Consider the following 18178-nt stretch of genomic DNA (forward strand, 5'->3'; position numbering starts at 1 on the left):
GGATTCCTTCTGCGGTGTGGGCGGGAGGCGACAGTCTCCGACCCCTCTGGAGATCCACTCGAGCACCGGAAGCGGCCCTGCCCCGCGGCGGTGTGTCCCGCCTCACCAGGCGAGGCCGCCGTTGACCTCCAGGACGTGCCCGTTGACGTAGGAACCGCCGTCGCCGGCGAGGTAGACCGCGGCCTCGGCGACCTCCCGGCCGGTGCCCATCCGGCCCAGCGCGACCTTCGGCGCGTACCTGCTCCACACCGCCTCGTTCTGCTTGAGCAGCCGTCCCATGCCCGCGTCGATGAAGCCGGGCGCCAGGCAGTTGACGACTATGCCCTTCGGCGCGAGCTCCAGTGCGATGACCTTGCTGAACATCTCCACCGCCGCCTTGGTCGCGCAGTACGCGGACGCGCCCGGGGCGGGCCGGCTGCCCAGTGCCGAGGACATCGTGAGGATCCGGGCGGCCGTGCTCCGCTCCAGGTACGGCACCGCCGCCCGCACGCAGTGGAAGAGGCCGTTCACGTTCGTGTCCACGACGTCGGCCCAGTCGGTCACGGCCAGCCCCGCCGCCGGTCCCGGCCGGCTCAGACCGGCGTTGGCCACCAGGATGTCGATCCCCGCGAACCGGTCCGCCGCCGCCCGCATCAGCGCGCGCACGGAGCCGGGATCGCGTACGTCGGTCTGCCGGAAGACGGCACGGCCGCCCAGGTGCGCCAGGGCCTCGTCCGCCCCGGCCGCGCCGCGCGCGCCGACGACGACGCTCGCGCCCTCCGCGACGAACGCCTCGGTGATCTCGAGTCCGAGGCCCTTCGTCCCGCCGGTCACCACGGCGACCCTGCCCTCCAGTGCCGCCATCAGGTACCGGACCGCACCGCGAACCGTTCGCCCGCGGCCCGGGGGCCCGCGGCGGCGGGCGGCCCGGGGGCGCGCCGGGGGGCGGGGCTCAGCAGCCGGGCCTGGAGCTGCCTGAGCTCCGGCGAGGGTTCCATGCCCAGTTCGTCGGCGAGGACCCGGCGGACGTCCTGGTAGGCCCGGACGGCCTCCGCGCGCCGGCCGGCGGCCACGAGGGCCGTGATGAGCCGACTGTGGAACCACTCGTTGAGCGGGTAGTCGCTGATGAGCTTGCGCAGCTCGGGGATGGACTCGCGGTTCAGGCCCAGCTGTTCCTGCGCCTCGATGCGGATCTCGAAGGCCCGTACGCGCAACTCGTTCAGGTGGACGAGGTGGCCGCTGAGCACGTCGCCCACGGGGTGGTTCGACAGGGCGGGGCCGCGCCACAGGTCGAGCGCCTGCCGGACGCCGCGCAGCGCCGCGGCCGGTTCGCCGTCCGCGAGTTCGGTACGGGCCCGGGCGACGAGCCGTTCGAACACCCGGATGTCGATCTCGGCGTCGTCGGCGAGGATGCGGTAGCCGGGCGGGCTGGTGACGATCAGGGAGCGCCCGGGCGGCGCCAGGTTCTCGCGCACCAGCATCCGGCGGGCGTGGTACACGTACGTCTGGAGGGTGGTGACGGCGCTGCGCGGCGGCTCGTCGCCCCACAGCTCGTGGATGAGCGCTTCCGCCGTGACGATCTCATGGGGCCGGGTGAGCAGCAGCGCCAGCGTCTGGCAGACCTTCGGGGTTCCGGGCCGGTACACCCGTCCGTCGTCGGAGACGATCTCGAACGGGCCGATGAGATTGAAACGCATGGAACGTGGCTCCTCGTCAGCAGGACAGCGGCGGCGGCCGGGCGGCCGCCGACGGATGGGGCCGCCCCGCCGGATCGCTCCGGCGGGGCGGCCGTCACCGCGGGGTGCGCGCTGTCACTCCTCGCCGAGCAGGTAGCGGATGTGCTTGACCAGCTCGCCGATGTCCTCGCGCAGCAGGCTGTAGTGGTCGGCGTCGAGGTCGATGACCGTCGGCGGCTCGGCCGAGTAACCGCTGCTGTTCTCGAGGAACGAGTAGTCGTCGCCCACGGCCTTGAAGATGCTGATCGGCGCCTGGAGGGTGCGCTCGGCCAGCTCGTGGAAGGAGTACTCGAATTCGTAGGTCTGGCCCACGACCGAGATGATCCGCCGGGCGAGGTCGATGTCGATGCCCTTGAGCTCGCTGATGAACTCGGCGAAGGACGCCTCGTCCGTCACGGTCTCCAGGCACTTCTCCAGGTCCGGACCGGAAATGGTGCCGGTGAAGACGGAGAAGAGGATGGTGGTGTAGCCGCGGTTGGCGAAGGACGCCTCACGGCCCCACACCTTGCCGTTCTCGGCGCGCACCTTCGGGGAGCCCGGCGCGATCAGGAACAGGTTGTCCACCTTCTCGCCGGCCTGCTCCAGCTGGTAGGCGGTCTCGAAGGCCACGCGGGCGCCGAAGGAGTAGCCCCACAGCGTGTAGGGGCCGGTCGGCTGGAGCTCCTTGATGGCCTCGATGTCCGCCTTCGCCATCTCGACGATGGTCTCGTACGCGGTCTCGCCCTCGTTGATGCCGTGCGACTGGACGCCGTAGAACGAGCGGCCGAGGCCGATCTCGCCGGCCAGGGAGCGCAGGTTCATGGGGTAGCCGCCGAGGCCCGGCCAGCAGATCACGGGGTTGGCCTTGCCGGTCTCCGCGTGCAGCCGCACCAGGCGGGAGGACTCCTGCGCGACCTCGCGCTCCAGACGCCGGGCGAGCTTCTCGACGGTCGGGGACTCCAGCACGCTCTGGAGCGGCAGGGAGACGCCTAGCCGGGAGTTGACCTCGCGGATGAGACCGACGGCGATCAGCGAGTTGCCGCCGGACTCGAAGAAGTCGTCCTGCACCGAGACGCTCTCGCGCCGCAGGGACTTCGCCCAGATCGCGCTGATCTCCTTCTCGGTCTCCGTGCGCGGCGCGACGAAGGGACGCTCGACGAGTTCGGCGTTGACCTGCTCGGAGGCGGCCAGTGCCTTGACGTCGACCTTGCCGTTGGCGGACAGCGGCATCCGCTCGAACACCACGACCCGGTTGGGGATCATGTAGTCGGGCAGGAAGCTGACGAGGTCGTCGCGGATGAGCTCGGCCGGACCGCGCATGTGGACGCTGTCCTCGCGCATGCCCTCGTGGCCGAGCTGCTCGTCGCTGATGCGGCCGCCGACGAAGAAGTACATCGGGCCGCTCTCGACGCCGTTCGCGGCGAGGACGGCGTCCATGCGGCGCGAGGCGGGCAGCGGGTTGCCGGTCTTGGAGCTGTAGCCCGACGACATGAAGCCCAGGTTCAGCCCGTTCATCATCAGGTGCTGGAGCTTCTTGCCGAGGGTGATGTACCGCAGCCACTCCTCGGGGGCCCGGCTGTAGACGCTGATGCCGAAGCTCGCGGCCTGGTACACGGACTGGTTGATCGCGATGACGTGCTTCTTGAGGACGATGTCGTCCGAGAAGCGGGCCAGCTCGCCGTCCGCGTAGCGGTACAGGCCCTCCGGCAGGCCGGCGATCTTGCTGCCGTGCGTCTGGACGTAGACCTCGGCGTGGTCCGCGCGCGGGCCCGCGTGCGGGACGAGCTCGAATGTGCCCAGGTAGTAGTCCTCGTCGGCGACGTCCAGCCGCTCGCGGACGGCCGGCTCGTAGGCGCGGTCGTGGATGTCGAGGCCGTAGCCGGGCAGGATCTGCTCGAAGAGGCCGACCATGTGGCCGGTCTCGATCTCCAGCACCTCGACGATGTTGTTCTTGTAGACCGGCTCGATGCCGCTCTTCTTGCCGATGAAGTGGATCTGCGCGGTGGGCTTGCCGGTGGCCTCGCGCTCGCTGATCAGCACGAGCTGGTGGCGGACCGGCTGGTAGTAGTAGTAGCCCGGCTTCAGCCCGCCGACGCCCTCGAGCTCGAAGTACATCTGCGTCGCGTACAGCGCGCCCGGTGAGGCGTAGCCGTACTTCGGCAGCAGCCGCTCCTCGCTGACGTACTGGCCGAACCAGCGCAGGATCTGGCCCAGTTCGGCGGGGGCCAGATCGGCGGCCTTGCGCGAGTAGCCCGCGGTGACCTTGGCGCCGAGCAGGTCGAGCAGGTCGTCCTGGGTGACGGCGCCGCCCTCGTAGAAGCGGTACGTCTTGCGGGCGAAGACCCGGGCGCGCTGCTCGGGGGTGGGCTCGGAGCCCGGCAGGTCGTAGGTGGTGCGGGCGGCCAGCTCGGCGTCGTCGCGCAGGCCCGGGTTGGACAGCTGCGCCTTGACCTGGAGCTTGCTCTTCTTCGAGGCGTGGTGCGAGCCGTGGTTGCCCTGGTCCATCAGGGCGGCTTCCTTCTCGCTCAGCTCGACGCAGGCGATCAGGTTCTGGAAGCCGGTGCGGCCGTCGTTCTTGACGATGACGGCCGCGTTGCGGACCCACTCGTGGTTCTCGATGGCGAGGGAGATCTCGTCGAGTTCGACGCGGTAGCCGCGCAGCTTGACCTGGTTGTCGGCGCGGCCGGCGAACTGCACGGTGCCGTCCGGGTTCCACTGGCCCAGGTCGCCCGTCTTGTAGAGGCGGGTGGGGGCGCCGTCGTCGGTGACCGCGATCTCCAGGAAGCGGTCGGCGGTCAGGTCGGGGCGGTGCAGGTAGCCGCGGGCCAGCTGGACGCCACCGATGTACAGCTCGCCGATCTCGCCGACGCCGACGGGCCGCAGGTCCTTGTCGAGGATGTGGTACTCGGTGCGGTGGACGGGGCTGCCGATCGAGATCGACTGCGGGCCCTCGTCCAGGGCCGCGGGGTCGACGGTGTACGAGGAGGAGTTGATGGTGCACTCCGTCGGCCCGTACAGGTTGATCAGGGCGCGGCCCGGCATCTCGCGGGTGACCTGGATCGCGAGGTTGCGGGAGAGCGCCTCGCCGCCGCTGAATATCTGCTCCAGCGTGGAGCAGGCGTCGAACTTCTCGGTGTCGATGAGCGCCTGGAGCAGCGTCGGGACGCACTGGAGGGTGGTGACGCCGTGCTTCTGGATGGTCTCGATGAGGCCCTCGGGGTCGGCGTAGACGCCGGGGGCGCCCATGACGACGGTGGCGCCGTTGGCCGGGGAGAGGATCTCCCACTGGGCGGCGTCGAAGCTCATCGGGGTCTTCTGCAGGACGACCTTGCTGCGGTCGATCCCGTGCGCCTCGCGCAGCCAGCCGAGCTGGTTGACGACGCTGCGGTGCTCGATCATCACGCCCTTGGGCCGGCCCGTGCTGCCCGAGGTGTAGATGACGTAGGCGAGGCTGTCGGGGTGGGCGCCTTCGACGGCGGGTGCGGGCGTGCCCTCGGGCAGCACGAACGCGTCGGAGTCGCGCAGGGTGACGACGGTGACGTCCTTCGGCGCGAGTTCGCGCAGCCGGGACACCAGGCGCTGCTGGGCCAGGATGATCTTCGCCTGGCTGTTCTCGATCATGTACCGGAGCCGGTCCTCGGGGTACTCCGGGGACAGCGGCAGGTAGGCGCCGCCGGCGGACAGGATGCCCCAGGCGCCGATCATCAGGTCGAGCGACGGCTCGACGAAGAGGCCGACGCAGTCGTCCGCCGAGACACCGAGATGTCTCAGGTACTCGGCCAGGGCCGAGCTTCTGGCCGCCAGTTCGCGGTAGGTGAGGCTCTGGTCGCGGTAGACGACGGCGGTCGCCTCCGGGTGCTCCGCGACCCGCTCGGCGAGCAGGTCCGGCAACGCCTTGGTTCCCAGAAGGGTGGGCTCGAGCACGCTGGTCTCCTGAAAGGTCATTTCTCGCTTCCTTACTTCCTTCGTGGAACAACGGGCGTGCCCGACGCCCGCGCGACCGGGCCGCGCCAACGCGGCGGACCCGGTCTGCAGCGGCTCACCGCGGTACGGACGGCACCCGCGGGCCGGGGTACACCGCGGGGGTGAGCCGGAAGAGCCGGGCGGCGGCCCGGCATGAAGAAACCGACGGACAGGGAACCAGTGCCGCTCCCCCGGAAGAGCCGCCGGGACGGTGCGCCGTGGGCGCACGGTCCCGGAGTGCGGGCGGGCCCCCTCGGCCCGCCCGCCTGCTCTACCGGTCCTGGAGCAACCGGGTCACCGATCCGTTCTCGAACACCTCACGGGCGGCGCCCGCGATGAGCGGGGCGATCGACAGGACGGTGACCTTGTCCAGTCCGAGCGCACCGGGCACCGGCAGGGTGTCCGTGAAGACGAACTCGCTGACCCGCGAGTTCTTCAGACGGTCCGCGGCGGGGCCGGACAGCACCCCGTGCGTCGCCGCCACGATGACGTCCCGCGCGCCCTGGGCGAAAAGGGCGTCGGCGGCGGCGCAGATCGTGCCGCCGGTGTCGATCATGTCGTCGACCAGGACGCAGTCCCGGCCCTCGACGTCGCCGACCACCTCGTGCGCGGTGACCTGGTGGGCCACGTCCTTGTCGCGCCGCTTGTGGACGATGGCCAGCGGCGCGCCCAGCCGGTCGCACCAGCCGTCGGCCACCCGGACGCGCCCGGCGTCGGGCGAGACGACCGTGAGGTTGTCGCGGTCGGCCTTGGCTCCGATGTGGTCCGCGAGGACCGGCATCGCGAACAGGTGGTCCACCGGCCCGTCGAAGAAGCCCTGGATCTGGTCGGCGTGCAGATCGACCGTCAGGATCCGGTCCGCGCCCGCGGTCCGCAGCAGGTCCGCGACCAGGCGGGCCGAGATGGGCTCGCGGCCGCTGTGCTTGCGGTCCTGGCGGGCGTATCCGTAGAACGGCAGGATCACCGTGATGCTGCGGGCGGAGGCCCGCTTCAACGCGTCGATCATGATGAGCTGTTCCATGATCGCCTTGTTGATGGGGGCGGTGTGGCTCTGGATGACGAAGCAGTCCGCACCGCGCACCGAGGCCTGGTAGCGGATGTAGATCTCGCCGTTGGCGAAGTCGATCGCCTTCGTCGGGACCAGCGTCGTCCCCAGCTCGGCCGCCACGGCCTCCGCCAGCTCGGGGTGCGCGCGCCCCGAGAACAGCAGCATCTGGCCCGGGCCGCTCACGCGGATCCGGCCGCGGCCTCGGCCTCGGCCAGCGTCGGGTAGTCGGTGTAGCCGCGGTGGTCGCCACCGTAGAAGGTGGTGGTGTCCAGCGCGTTGAAGGGACCGCCGGCGCGCACCCGCTCCGGCAGGTCCGGGTTGGCCAGGAAGGCCGCGCCGAACGCGACGGCGCAGGCGACACCGGCCTCCAGTGCCTCGGTGGCGGTCTCGGCGGTGACCTGGACGCCCAGGTTCTCCGGGTGCGGGGACAGGATGATGGTGCCGGTCCACTGGGCGCGCAGCGCCTCGGTCTGGCTGCGGTTGCCGCCCTCCAGGACGTGCAGGAACGCCAGCGGCGGCAGGGCCGCGACGAGCGCCTCGTACAGGGCGGCGGTGTCGCCCTCGACGATGTCGTTGTACGGGTTGGCGGGCGAGATGCGCACGCCGACGCGGTCGGCGCCGATGCGCTCGGCCACCGCCTCGATGACCTCGACGGCGAACCGGATGCGGTTCTCGATGGAGCCGCCGTACCGGTCGGTGCGCTGGTTGGTGTTCTCCGCGAGGAACTGGTGGAGCAGGAAGCCGTTGCCCGCGTGGACCTCGACGCCGTCGAATCCGGCCTCGACGGCGTTCTGCGCGGCGTCCGCGAACTCCTTGACGGTGTCGGCGATCTCCTCGGCCGACAGCGCGTGCGGCTCCTGGTACTCCAGCGGGCCCTCGGGGCCGAAGCACTGGCCGGCCGCGGTGACGGCCGACGGCGCGACGGACTGGTGGGCGCTCGGGTACAGGGAGGGGTGTCCGATGCGGCCGGCGTGCATGAGCTGGGCGACGATCAGCCCGCCGGCGCGGTGCACGGCGGAGGTGACCTGCTTCCAGGACTCGGTCTGCTCCTGCGAGTACAGACCGGGGCTGTTCATGAACCCCTGGCCGACGACGTTGGGCTGGACGCCCTCGCTGATGATCAGGCCGGCGCCGGCGCGCTGGGCGTAGTAAGTGGCCATCAGCTCGGTGGCGAGGCCCTCGGGTGTGGCGCGGTTGCGGCTCATGGGCGCCATGACCATGCGGTTGCTCAGGGCCAGCTTCCCCAGGGTGACCGGCTCGAACAGCTTCTCGGACATCGTGTGTCTCCTCATTGAGGTCTTTGCGTGGTGCGGAGGTACGGCGGCGGAGCGGGCCCCGGCGGGGTCAGCGGCCCGCGCGTTCGGCGCGGTGCTCGGCGTGGGCGACGGCGAGCCGGCCGGCGGCCTCGGCGCAGGAGGCGAGGACGGCCATGTTGGCGCGCGCGGAACGCCCGTCGGTGGCGGCGTCCACGGCCCGCATCAGGTACTTGGTGATGCCCTGGCCGGAGACCCCGTCGGCGGTGGCCTGGGCGACGGCGGCGCGGATGGCCGTGTCGACCTCGGCGGAGTCGATGGCGTCCTCCTCCCGGACCGGGGTGGTGATCAGGAAGGAGCTGTTGTTGCCGAGCGCCCAGTGGGCCTCGACGGCACGGGCGATGACCCGCTCGTCGTCCAGGCGGTGGGGCGCCCGGTGCCCGCTGGTGCGGCAGTAGAAGGCGGGGAAGTCGTCCGAGCGGTACGCGACGACCGGGACGCACTGCGTCTCCAGGTACTCCAGCGTCAGCCCCAGGTCGAGGATCATCTTCGCTCCGGCGCAGACGACCGCGACCTTGGAGCGGGTGAACTGGATGAGGTCGGAGGAGACGTCCCAGGTCTCCTGCGCACCGCGGTGCACGCCGCCGATGCCGGCGGAGGAGAAGAACGGGATCCCCGCGAGCTCGGCCGCCACGACGGAGGACGCGACGGTGGTCGCGCCGAGGCCGCCCTTGGCCAGTACGAGGGGCATGTCCCGGCTGGAGACCTTGGGGATGTCCGGCAGGGAGGCGAAGCGCTCGATGTCCGAGTCCGACATGCCGACCCGGATCTCGCCCCCCTCGACGCAGATCGTCGCGGGTACCGCGCCGCCGGCCCGTACGGCGTCCTCCACCTTGCGGGCGGTGGCCGCGTTGTCGGGGTAGGGCAGGCCGTGCGTGATGACGTTGCTCTCCAGGGCGACGACGGCCGTGCCGTCGTGGAGGGCCTCGCGGACTTCCTCGGTGTAGCGGACGGGGATGCCGCTGCTTGCGCTCATCGAAGGTCTCTCACTTCTCGTTCCAGTAGCCGGGCGGCTTGACCAGCAGGTCCCGGCGGGCCGCTATCTCGGTGAGGACGTGGGCGTCCCAGTCCTCGGGTTCGACCGGCTCCAGCGAGATCGAGACGGTGTCCTCGCCGGTGGCGAAGGTCCGCGTCACCGCGGCGGTGACCGCGTCGTCGATCGCCCGGAGCTGTTCGGCCGTGAATTCCCTCGGGTAGTGCCGGACGTGGATGTGGGGCACGGACTCGGTTCCTCTCCTGATCGGTGGCGGACGGGTGGCACACCGAGGACGGGGGAGACCTCGGTGTGCCACCGCCACTCCCGGCCCCCACCAGGGGGGTTTCGGTGGGGCGGGGAGTTCGGGAGGAGCTCCGCCGCGTCAGGCGTCGACGGGCTCCCGCGCACTGGCCCTGGCCGCCTGCCGCCTGGCCCGGCCGGGGCGGGGCTGGGCCAGGATGACGGCGGCGACCACGGTGAGGGCGCCGACGAGCTGGAGCGGCGACAGGGCCTGGTCGAGGACGAAGTAGCCGAGCAGGGTGGCCGCGAGCGGCGAGGCGAAGCTGAGGAACGACACGGCGAGCGCGGGCAGCCGCTCCATGCCGCGGAACCAGATCGCGTAGGCGAACAGGGCCCCGATGATGCCGAGGTAGGCGAAGCCCGCCAGGTTCTTGCCGGTGATCGTGTCGGGCAGGCCCTCGCCGATCAGCGCGACCGGCAGGAGCACGAGACCGCCGACGGTCAGCTGCCAGCCCGTGAAGGTCAGCAGGCCCACCCCTTCGGGGCGGCCCCAGCGCTTGGTCAGCACGATGCCGGAGGCCATGCTGAGCGCGCCCAGCAGACCGGCGATGACACCGGTGGTGTTCAGGCCGGCGTTCGGCTGGAGGACCAGCAGGGCCACTCCGGCGGCGCCGAGCGCGCAGGCGGCCAGGTGGATCTGCTTGATCTTCTCCTTGAGCAGCAGGGCGCCCAGGAGCAGCACGATCATCGGCTGGATGGACATCACCAGCGCAGCGACCCCGCCGGGCAGGTGGTACGCCGCGACGAACAGCAGGTAGAAGAAGGCGCCGATGTTCAGGACACCGAGGACGAGCGCACGCCACCACCAGATGCCGCGGGGCAGGGTGCGGCCGATGAGTACGAGGACCAGGCCGGCCGGCAGTGCGCGCAGCATGGCCGCCAGCAGCGGGCGGCCCTCGGGCAGCAGCTCGGTGGTGACCAGGTACGTCGAACCCCAGATGGCCGGTGCGAGCGCGGTGAGCGCCGAGTCGGTCAGTGCGCGGTTCTTCATCGGACCACTGCCGAGTCGGTGGTGCCGAAGAAGCGGTCGCCGAAGTCGCCGATGCCGGGGATCATGAACGCGTTCTCGTTGAGCCGTTCTTCGACCGACGAGGTGACGATCTTGACCGCGGGGTGCTTGGCGTGGACCGCCTCGATGCCCTCGGGCGCGGCGAGGAAGTTGACGAACACGATGTTCTCCTCGTGCACGCCCGCTTCGAGCAGCAGGCCGATGGCGGCGTTGGCGCTGCCGCCGGTGGCGAGCATCGGCTCCAGCAGCAGCACCTGCCGCTCGGCGATGTCGTCCGGCAGGTTCTGGTAGAGGTAGTGCGGGAGCTTGGTGGCCTTGTCCCGCTGGATGAGTATCTTGCCGACGCGGATGTTGGGTACGACGGCGCGCAGTTCGTCCACCATCGAGTCCCCGGCCCGGATCACGGGCACGGCGCACAGGTTGGGCGTGAACTTCAGGCCCTCGTAGGTCTCGCCGACCGGCGTGATCACCTTCTGCTTGTCGAACGGCAGCAGGTCCAGCGCGGATTCCAGCAGGAGGCGGATGATGCGCCGGGAGTAGAAGACGAAGTCCGCGCGCGAGGCGTCACGGTCTCGGATGATGGTGTGCATCGCCCGCAGCTGGTTGGTCTGCGGCAGCGGGTGGACGTTGAAGTGGCCGGTCGCCATGAGAACCTGCTTCTCGTCGGTCGGTGGAGACGGGCTGCGGCCGGGGCCCGGTGGGGGGTGCCCAGGGCGGCCGCAACCCGGGGTCGGGCGTTCTGCCTGGGTCAGGCGGTCTCGCCGGCGATCTCGGCGAACGCCTTGCGCGACTCGGCCACGAACTTGGCGACCTTGGCGCGGTCCTTGCGGCCGTCGGCGCCTTCGAGGCCCGTGTGGGCGTCGACGGCGGCGGGCTTGACGAAGCGGATCGCGTCGGCGACGTTCTCCGCGTTCAGGCCGCCGGCCATCATCAGGGGCTTGGGGGAGCGGCGGACGAGCTCGGCGCTGACGTTCCAGTCGTGGGTGAGACCGGTGGCGCCCTTGGCTCCGGTGGCCGGGTTGAAGGTGTCGGTGATGAACATGTCCACCGCGTCGGCGACGTCGTCGACGAGCTGGAGCAGCTCCTCGGCGTTGTCCTCCTTCACGACCAGGCTCTTGAGCACGTACAGGTCGGGACGGTTGGCCTTGAGCTTGCGCAGCTGCTCCGGCTCCACGTCACCGTGCAGCTGGACGGCCTTGACGCCGAGCTGGGTGGTGAAGGCGCTGATCTCGTCGGCGTCCGTCATGTAACTGATGAGGACGCCCTCCTGGGGGGCCTTCAGGCCTGCGATGATCTCCGTCGCCGCCGACTCGGAGATGTCGTCCTTGCCCGACGGGAGGCGGAGCGGGAACCCGAACCAGTCGACGCCCTCCTCGGCCAGCAGCGCGGCCTCTTCGGCGTCGATGATCCCGGCGACCTGCACCAGATCCTTCACGTCACTCATGTGTGTTTCCTTTTCAGGGCGAAGCTGAATGAACAGAACATTTACGGGCAGTGATACGACAGGACGTGGTCCGGTATGACGGTTTTCGGTACACGTCGCGGGATGCTCTCCAAAAGCCTCGTTGGTACCCATCCATGGGTCAATGAGCTCTATGTCAGATCCGTGTCAACCTTCGCCACGTCTGTGTCAGGGACCGTCAGGTACCGGCCAACCGCCCCCGAATCCAAGGCCGTTGGGCCAAGGTGGGGGCGCCGGAGGGGGTGCCGGAGGTTCAGCGGCCACGGCGGGCGGCGCGGCCCCGGACGAGCGCGATCCCCCAGGCGGCCCGGCGGCGCATCAGGGTGGTCAGGGGCGGCCCGGGGTGGCCCGGCGCGGGATAGGTCAGCTCGGGAAAGCGGAGGGCGGCGCGCTGCCGCGCGGTGTCGCGTACGGGTTCGCGGACCGGCCTGCGGCGCGCGGGGACGAGGTGGCCGGTGATCCCGGTGCTCACCACTGCACTCCGGTCAGCTCGGGCAGGCGGTCCCCGGCGTCCCACACGACGTGGAAGGCGACGCGGTCCAGCCGCCAGCCGGCCGGCGTGCGCACGGCCCGGGCCTGGCAGTACCCGCCCACCTCGAAGGGTGCCGCGGGCCCGGCCCCGGGCCGGTGCAGGTGCCGGGTGAGCTGCTGGACGCGCAGCGTGGCCCGGTCGCCGTCGAGCCGGATGTCGTGGTTGGCGCTGATGTGGTGGGTGCGCGACCAGCGCGCCCCGGCCTCCCGGCGCAGCACGGCGAAGCCCTCGGCGCCGGTGCAGGTGCCGATGGGGAAGACGAAGGAGGCGTCCTCGGTGAACAGCTCGTCGAACGCCACCGCGCCGGCTCCGGCGCGGGCGCGGGCGCCGGTGTCGAGGGCGCTGACGTAGCGGTCGAAGAGGTCCCGCAGCTCGGCTCGGTCGCGCAGGACCCGTACCTGCGCGGACAGATCCGCGAGCTCGTCGTGGATCGATGGCATGGCCGCTCCTGGTTCGAAGGGGGAGATCCGGCCCGGTGGGAATCCAGGTACGGGCCTAGGTGTGGGACGCCACGAACTCCTTGACGGAGGCGATGACGTAGTCGAGCATCTCGTCGGTCAGCGCCGGGTACACCCCCACCCAGAACGTCTGGTCGGTGACGATGTCGCTGTTCGTGAGGTCGCCGACGACGCGGTGCGGTTCGCCGATGTAGGCCGGGTGCCGGGTCAGGTTCCCGGCGAACAGCCGGCGCGTGCCGATCTTGCGGTCCTCCAGGAAGTCCACCAGGGCGGCCCGGCTGTAGGGCGCCGCGGGGTCCACGGTGAGCGCGAAGCCGAACCAGCTCGGGTCGCTGCGCGGGGTGGCCTCGGGCAGGATCAGGTGGGGCACGCCGTCCAGGCCCTCGCGCAGCCGGCGCCAGTTGCGGCGCCGGGCCGCGCAGAAGCCGTCCAGCTTGTCGAGCTGGGTGAGGCCGAGCGCCGCCTGGATGTCGGTGGCCTTCAGGTTGTAGCCGACGTGCGAGAAGATGTACTTGTGGTCGTAGCCCTCGGGGAGGGTGCCCATCTGGTACTTGAAGCGCTTGAGGCACTTGTTGGTCTCGCCCGGCTCGCACCAGCAGTCCCGGCCCCAGTCGCGCAGCGATTCCACGATCCGCGCGAGCGCCAGGTTCGAGGTCAGCACGCAGCCGCCCTCACCCATCGTCAGGTGGTGGGCCGGGTAGAAGCTGACCGTCGTCATGTCGCCGAAGGTTCCGGTGAGCTGCCCGTCGTACGTGGAGCCCACCGCGTCGCAGTTGTCCTCGATGAGGAACAGGTCGTGGTCGGCGGCGAGCCGGGCGATCTCGGCGACCTCGAAGGGGTTGCCGAGGGCGTGCGCGATCATGATGGCGCGGGTCTTGGGGCCGATCGCCCGCGCGACCCGGTCCGCCGTCGTGTTGTAGGTGCCCAGCTCGACGTCCACGAAGACCGGGACGAGCCCGTTCTGGATGATCGGGTTGACGGTGGTGGGGAAGCCGGCGGCGACCGTGATGACCTCGTCCCCCCGCTTGAGGCGCCGGTCCTCCAGCAGGTGCGAGGTGAAGGCCGTCATGGCCAGCAGGTTGGCGGAGGAGCCCGAGTTGGTCAGGTGCGCCTTGCGGTGTCCCAGCTTGCGGGCGAAGCGCGACTCGAACCTGCGCGAGCTGGGTCCGGCGGCGATCCGCATCTCCAGCGCCGCCTCGACCAGCGCCGTGCGGTCGCGTTCGTCCAGTACCGCGCCGGCGGGCCAGATCTCGGTGGTGCCGGGGACGAAGGGCCGGTCCACCTGTGTGTCCTGGTGGAACTTCACGGTCTCGTCCAGTACGAGTCCCTTGTGGATGTTCATGACGTGATCCCTTCCCGGCGCTCAGGGCCGAAGGTGTCACCGCGCTCGCCGCGGTCGCTTGGGTGTGTCACGGTCGCGGGCCGGTGACGGGTCCTGTCGCCGGTCGTACGGCGCGGATCAGGCGGTCCGCGGTGCGGGGGAGTTGTCCCGCCAGGTGCGCGCGCCGCCGAAGGCGCGGTGGCGCTCGGGGCGGTGCCAGCTCGCGCGGGCGGGCCCGGCGCCCGCCGTGCCGCCGTACTGGCCCTCGTAGGCCGCGGCCCGGGCCAGTACGACGGCCGTCAGGGCGGCCAGTTCGTCGGCGTCGGGCCGGCCCTTCTCCACGCGGATGAACCGGCCGGGGTCGTGCCTTCTCACAGGGTGCTCCTCGTCTCGTGACGGCCGTCAGACCGCGGTGTCGCTCGGCGCGTCCACCGCGGGGACCGGCCGCGCGGCGGTGTGCGTCGTGTGTACGTGGGCGTCGGGCAGGATGCGCCGGACCAGGCCGCCGAGCACCCGGCCGGGCCCCACCTCCACGAACCGGTCGGCGCCCGAGGCGGCGAGCGCCGCGACGGCTTCCGTCCAGCGCACCGGCCGGGTCAGCTGGCCGCGCAGCGCGACGACGGCCTCCGCGGCGCTCTCGATCCGCCCCCCGGTGACGCTGGAGACCAGCGGCAGCACCGGATCGCGGAACGTGGTGGCGATCAGGGTCTCGGTGAACTCGGCCTCCGCCTCGCGCAGCAGGCTGGAGTGGAAGGGGCCGCCGGCCCGCAGCGGCCGTACCCGGGCCCCGGCCGCGCGGGCGGCCGCGGTCAGGTGGGACACCGCCTCGGCCTCCCCGGAGACCACCGTCTGGCGGGGTTCGTTGTCCCCGGCCACCTCCACGACCCGGTCCGTGGCCGCGCGCGACTCGGCGCACAGCCGCACCAGGTCGCGGCGGCTGAGGCCGATGACGGCCGCGGTGGCGCTGCCGACCCGGTCCCCGACGGTGGCGACGAGTTCGCTGCGCAGCCTGACCAGCCACAGCGCGTCGGTCCACTCCAGGACGCCCGCGGCGACCAGCGCCATGTACTCGCCGAGGCTGTGCCCGGCGACCGCGTACGGCTCCAGGCCTTCCCCGCGCAGCACTTCCAGGGCCGCCAGGCTCGTCAGGAACACGGCCGGCTGAGCCACGACCGGATCCTCCAGGTCCCGGTCCGAGCCGTCCCGGCAGATCCGGGCCAGCGGGATCCCGAGGATGTCGTCGGCGGCGCGGAAATAGGTGCCGGCGAGTTCCGGACGCCGGGCGAGCAGCTCTCTGCCCATGCCGGCGCATTCGGAGCCCTGGCCGGGGAAGACGAATGCGTTACGGGTCATCCGGTCACGTCCTTAGTCTGCGGTCAACTGGCGAGGGGCGTGCGGTCCGGCCAGGGGGCGGACGCACCGCACGCGGAACCTCCGGCGGCCAGCCAGCTGTCGGGAACCCAGCGGACGTCGACCACCGCGGGAGCGGGCCCGGCCACCGCCACGGCGGCGGCGTGGGAGGTGTCGGCGGGGATGCCGACCATGGTCCAGTCGTCCGGGTGCCGGTCGTGGTCGGTGCCGAGGTAGTCCTCGGCGGGTGAGCGGCTCAACCCTGTCCCGAGTCCCTTGAGAAACGCTTCTTTTCGAGTCCAGATCTGGCCGAAGAGCTGTCGGCGGGCCTCGCCGGCCGCGGCCCGGGCGATCTCGAGCTGCTCGTCCGGGTGCAGCGCTTTCGAGCAGATGTCGACGGTCTCCACTCCCGGCAGCTTCTCCACGTCGACGCCGAGCGGCACGGTGCCCACGCCCACCAGCGCGACTCCCCCGCTGTGCGAGAGGGAGTAGTGCAGCGGTGGCGGCGGCGGGGACAGCGCGGGGCGGCCGTGCGGTTCGCCGCAACCCGGGCAGGGCTCGCGCATGAAGCGCACGTCCTGCGGCAGGGTCGCCGTGTACCGGCCGAGCAGCCGGCGCACCGCCACGTGGGCGGCCGCGTAGAGCAGGCCGTCGGAGCGCCTGATGAAGGCGTCGGTCCGCTTGCGTTCCTCCGCGTCCAGCTCGGCCACGGCCAGCGCTTCGGCGTCGGCCCCGGTGGGGCGGCGCACCAGCCACAGGTCGACCCGGTCCGGGGAGAGGGTGAAGTCGGCGTCGGGCAGGTCGAGGTGGTTCACGACCGGGCGGGTGGCCGGCCGCAGGGTGGTCGTCGTCATGCCGGCACCGCTGCCCCGTGCAGGTGCGACTCCGGGCCGAACTGGCCGACGAGGCAGTCGATGAGCTCCTGTGCGCTGTTCGCCGTGAGCAGCCGCTGGAGGTTCAGGTCGACGCCCAGCACCGCCTCCATCCGGTACTGCAGTTCGATCCCGGAGATCGAGCCGATGCCCAGGCAGCCCATCGGGCGGCCGGTCGTGTCGACGCGGTGCGGTTCGATGCCGAGGATGCGGCCCAGCTCCTCGCGTACGTACTGCTCCAGGATCCGGGTGCGTTCGCGCCTGCCGACGGTGTGCAGCAGGGTGACGTCGGGCGGGCTGATGTGGACCAGCCCGGTATCCGTCTCATATGTGTGCGACATGTGAAGTGTGGTCATGATGCTTTCCGGGGTCACGGCGTACGGGTGTCCCCGTACGCCCGAGGGGCGGGGAGGTGGGGAAGTCGGTTGCGGCCGGTCAGCGCCCCGAGGGCGACGCCCGCGCCGGTCAGGCCGACGGCCGTGACCAGCCCGAGCGCCGCGCCCCGGTGCGCCGGGTACAGCGCGGCCACGGGAACGGCCGTCAGGGCGGCGCCCAGTTGGACGCAGGTCTGGTAGAGCCCGCCGGCCGGCTGCCGCAGCCCGGGCGGGAGACCGCTCGTCGCCTGGAGGTGCAGTGCGGTGAAGGCGAGGACGAAGGCGGCCCCGACGCAGCCCGTCGCGGGCAGCAGGTCGGCGAAGCCCAGCCCGTCGGGCGCGGCCCGCGGGTAGAGGGCGTAGCCGAGCGGCGCGGCCGCGGCGCCCGCGGCGACGGCCCGGGCGGGCCCCAGCCGGTCGGCGATCCGGGCCGAGTACAGGGCGCTCACCGCGAGCGGGGCGCCGGCCGGCAGGAAGGCGAGCGCGGTCCGCCACGGCGTCGCGCCGGCCCGGTGCAGGTCCGAGGTGGCCACCAGCAGGAAGGCCACGTACGAGCCGTTGAGCGCGGCCGCCCCGATCGCGGAGCGCACCAGCGGCGCGTGCCGCAGCAGCCCGGCGGCGAGCAGCGGGCGCGGGGAGGCCCGTTCGGCCGCGACGAAGACGGCCCCCGTCAGCAGCGCCCCGGCGAAGGCGGCCCCCGCGCGGGCGGGTTCGCGGCCCGCTCCGGCCGCGCAGGAGAGCCCGTACAGCAGCAGCGCCACCGTGCCGCCGAGGCCGAGGCCGGCCACCAGCGCCGGGCGGGTGGCTCCCGTCCCGGGCCGCGGGCCGGTCCCGGCGCGCGGGATCAGCCGCAGTCCGGCGACGAGCAGGACGGTTGCGACGGGGGCCGGGAAGGCGAGGGTCCAGCGCCAGCCGACGCCCGTCAGCAGGCCGGACAGCAGCAGGCCCGCGCAGAAGCCGGCGGCGCCGAAGAAGGAGTACAGCGAGACCGCCCGGCGCCGGGCAGGGCCTTCGGGGACGGCGGAGAGGAGGATGGCGAGCCCGGTGGGCGCGGTCAGAGCGACGCAGCCGCCCTTGACGGCCCGGGTGGCGACGAGCAGCGCCGCGCTGTCGGCGAGGGCGCCCGCCAGCGAGGCCGCGGCGAAGAGCAGCAGGGCGACGAGGTAGACCCGGCGGCGTCCCAGGCGTTCGACGAGCCGGCCGCCGAGCAGCACCAGCGAGCCGAACCCGGCGGCGAAGGCGCTGACGACCCACTGGGCGCCGGGCACCGGCAGCCCGAGGCCGTCGCCGACCTGCGGCAGCGCCACGAGGGTCGCCGACACCTCCAGGGCGTCGACCAGCATGTTCGCCGAGAGTACCGAGACCAGGGCCCAGCGGGTCCCGCTGCGTCCGGCGCCGGCCGGGGAGGTGGTCGAGGACTGCATGCTCTCGCTTCGCCGTGAGGAGGGTGGAACGTGCGGGGCGGGGCCGGCGGGGGGGGGTGGCCCGCCCGGGGGCCCCCCGCCC

18 protein-coding genes are annotated in these 18178 nt (G+C 72.0%); all 18 read right to left on the reverse strand.

What is annotated here, in order from left to right; all coding sequences use genetic code 11:
• Positions 1 to 102 precede the first annotated feature (102 nt).
• Positions 103 to 843, reverse strand: coding sequence for an SDR family NAD(P)-dependent oxidoreductase (locus tag ACWGH1_RS30590; RefSeq protein ID WP_453357179.1), 741 nt, complete (start codon positions 841 to 843; stop codon positions 103 to 105).
• Complete coding sequence (locus ACWGH1_RS30595; protein WP_453357178.1) at positions 843 to 1676, reverse strand: AfsR/SARP family transcriptional regulator; 834 nt, start codon at positions 1674 to 1676, stop codon at positions 843 to 845. Before ACWGH1_RS30595 ends, ACWGH1_RS30590 begins: the two co-directional genes overlap by 1 nt.
• A gap of 114 nt (positions 1677 to 1790) precedes the next feature.
• Positions 1791 to 5639, reverse strand: coding sequence for an amino acid adenylation domain-containing protein (locus ACWGH1_RS30600; RefSeq protein ID WP_453356510.1), 3849 nt, complete (start codon positions 5637 to 5639; stop codon positions 1791 to 1793).
• A gap of 289 nt (positions 5640 to 5928) precedes the next feature.
• Positions 5929 to 6870, reverse strand: coding sequence for a ribose-phosphate diphosphokinase (locus ACWGH1_RS30605; protein WP_453353264.1), 942 nt, complete (start codon positions 6868 to 6870; stop codon positions 5929 to 5931).
• A 14-nt stretch (positions 6871 to 6884) separates the two neighbouring features.
• Positions 6885 to 7982, reverse strand: a complete 1098-nt coding sequence (locus tag ACWGH1_RS30610) for an alkene reductase (RefSeq protein WP_453353263.1) — start codon at positions 7980 to 7982, stop codon at positions 6885 to 6887.
• A gap of 67 nt (positions 7983 to 8049) precedes the next feature.
• Entirely contained in the window at positions 8050 to 8994 is a 945-nt protein-coding gene (locus ACWGH1_RS30615; protein ID WP_453353262.1) for a pseudouridine-5'-phosphate glycosidase, read from the reverse strand.
• A gap of 10 nt (positions 8995 to 9004) precedes the next feature.
• Positions 9005 to 9238, reverse strand: coding sequence for a tautomerase family protein (locus tag ACWGH1_RS30620; protein ID WP_453353261.1), 234 nt, complete (start codon positions 9236 to 9238; stop codon positions 9005 to 9007).
• 138 nt (positions 9239 to 9376) lie between these two features.
• The gene (locus tag ACWGH1_RS30625) at positions 9377 to 10285 is read right to left on the reverse strand and encodes an EamA family transporter (protein WP_453353260.1); all 909 of its coding nucleotides are present in this window, start codon (positions 10283 to 10285) and stop codon (positions 9377 to 9379) included.
• Positions 10282 to 10950, reverse strand: a complete 669-nt coding sequence (gene upp / locus ACWGH1_RS30630; protein WP_453353259.1) for a uracil phosphoribosyltransferase — start codon at positions 10948 to 10950, stop codon at positions 10282 to 10284. The genes ACWGH1_RS30625 and upp overlap by 4 nt, the downstream gene beginning before the upstream one ends.
• A 101-nt stretch (positions 10951 to 11051) precedes the next feature.
• Positions 11052 to 11747, reverse strand: coding sequence for a phosphoribosylanthranilate isomerase (locus ACWGH1_RS30635; RefSeq protein ID WP_453353258.1), 696 nt, complete (start codon positions 11745 to 11747; stop codon positions 11052 to 11054).
• Between the two features lie 271 nt (positions 11748 to 12018).
• The gene (locus ACWGH1_RS30640; RefSeq protein ID WP_453353257.1) at positions 12019 to 12237 is read right to left on the reverse strand and encodes a hypothetical protein; all 219 of its coding nucleotides are present in this window, start codon (positions 12235 to 12237) and stop codon (positions 12019 to 12021) included.
• Entirely contained in the window at positions 12234 to 12737 is a 504-nt protein-coding gene (locus ACWGH1_RS30645; RefSeq protein WP_453353256.1) for a nuclear transport factor 2 family protein, read from the reverse strand. Before ACWGH1_RS30645 ends, ACWGH1_RS30640 begins: the two co-directional genes overlap by 4 nt.
• A gap of 55 nt (positions 12738 to 12792) precedes the next feature.
• Positions 12793 to 14097 carry a lipopolysaccharide biosynthesis protein RfbH gene (gene rfbH / locus ACWGH1_RS30650; protein ID WP_453353255.1) on the reverse strand — a complete coding sequence of 435 codons (1305 nt, stop codon included), beginning with the start codon at positions 14095 to 14097 and terminating at the stop codon, positions 12793 to 12795.
• A 117-nt stretch (positions 14098 to 14214) separates the two neighbouring features.
• Positions 14215 to 14451 (reverse strand): acyl-CoA carboxylase subunit epsilon, encoded by a 237-nt coding sequence (locus ACWGH1_RS30655; protein ID WP_453353254.1) that lies wholly within the window; start codon positions 14449 to 14451, stop codon positions 14215 to 14217.
• A 27-nt stretch (positions 14452 to 14478) separates the two neighbouring features.
• The gene (locus ACWGH1_RS30660) at positions 14479 to 15429 is read right to left on the reverse strand and encodes an ACP S-malonyltransferase (RefSeq protein WP_453353253.1); all 951 of its coding nucleotides are present in this window, start codon (positions 15427 to 15429) and stop codon (positions 14479 to 14481) included.
• Between the two features lie 23 nt (positions 15430 to 15452).
• Positions 15453 to 16280 carry a 4'-phosphopantetheinyl transferase family protein gene (locus ACWGH1_RS30665; RefSeq protein ID WP_453353252.1) on the reverse strand — a complete coding sequence of 276 codons (828 nt, stop codon included), beginning with the start codon at positions 16278 to 16280 and terminating at the stop codon, positions 15453 to 15455.
• Complete coding sequence (locus ACWGH1_RS30670) at positions 16277 to 16639, reverse strand: acyl carrier protein (protein WP_453353251.1); 363 nt, start codon at positions 16637 to 16639, stop codon at positions 16277 to 16279. Before ACWGH1_RS30670 ends, ACWGH1_RS30665 begins: the two co-directional genes overlap by 4 nt.
• Positions 16640 to 16668: 29 nt before the next feature.
• Positions 16669 to 18096, reverse strand: a complete 1428-nt coding sequence (locus ACWGH1_RS30675) for an MFS transporter (protein ID WP_453409197.1) — start codon at positions 18094 to 18096, stop codon at positions 16669 to 16671.
• Positions 18097 to 18178: the final 82 nt, after the last annotated feature.

This window comes from Streptomyces sp. NPDC054883 (assembly GCF_053610645.1).

Coding starts and splice junctions, on each gene's coding strand:
- ACWGH1_RS30670 (WP_453353251.1), bottom strand. CDS start 16,639: ATGTCGCACACATATGAGACGGATACCGGGCTGGTCCACATCAGCCCG.
- ACWGH1_RS30610 (WP_453353263.1), bottom strand. CDS start 7,982: ATGTCCGAGAAGCTGTTCGAGCCGGTCACCCTGGGGAAGCTGGCCCTG.
- ACWGH1_RS30645 (WP_453353256.1), bottom strand. CDS start 12,737: ATGCCATCGATCCACGACGAGCTCGCGGATCTGTCCGCGCAGGTACGG.
- ACWGH1_RS30605 (WP_453353264.1), bottom strand. CDS start 6,870: ATGCTGCTGTTCTCGGGGCGCGCGCACCCCGAGCTGGCGGAGGCCGTG.
- ACWGH1_RS30615 (WP_453353262.1), bottom strand. CDS start 8,994: ATGAGCGCAAGCAGCGGCATCCCCGTCCGCTACACCGAGGAAGTCCGC.
- ACWGH1_RS30590 (WP_453357179.1), bottom strand. CDS start 843: ATGGCGGCACTGGAGGGCAGGGTCGCCGTGGTGACCGGCGGGACGAAG.
- ACWGH1_RS30625 (WP_453353260.1), bottom strand. CDS start 10,285: ATGAAGAACCGCGCACTGACCGACTCGGCGCTCACCGCGCTCGCACCG.
- ACWGH1_RS30595 (WP_453357178.1), bottom strand. CDS start 1,676: ATGCGTTTCAATCTCATCGGCCCGTTCGAGATCGTCTCCGACGACGGA.
- ACWGH1_RS30675 (WP_453409197.1), bottom strand. CDS start 18,096: ATGCAGTCCTCGACCACCTCCCCGGCCGGCGCCGGACGCAGCGGGACC.
- ACWGH1_RS30665 (WP_453353252.1), bottom strand. CDS start 16,280: ATGACGACGACCACCCTGCGGCCGGCCACCCGCCCGGTCGTGAACCAC.
- ACWGH1_RS30660 (WP_453353253.1), bottom strand. CDS start 15,429: ATGACCCGTAACGCATTCGTCTTCCCCGGCCAGGGCTCCGAATGCGCC.
- ACWGH1_RS30600 (WP_453356510.1), bottom strand. CDS start 5,639: ATGACCTTTCAGGAGACCAGCGTGCTCGAGCCCACCCTTCTGGGAACC.
- rfbH (WP_453353255.1), bottom strand. CDS start 14,097: ATGAACATCCACAAGGGACTCGTACTGGACGAGACCGTGAAGTTCCAC.
- ACWGH1_RS30635 (WP_453353258.1), bottom strand. CDS start 11,747: ATGAGTGACGTGAAGGATCTGGTGCAGGTCGCCGGGATCATCGACGCC.
- upp (WP_453353259.1), bottom strand. CDS start 10,950: ATGGCGACCGGCCACTTCAACGTCCACCCGCTGCCGCAGACCAACCAG.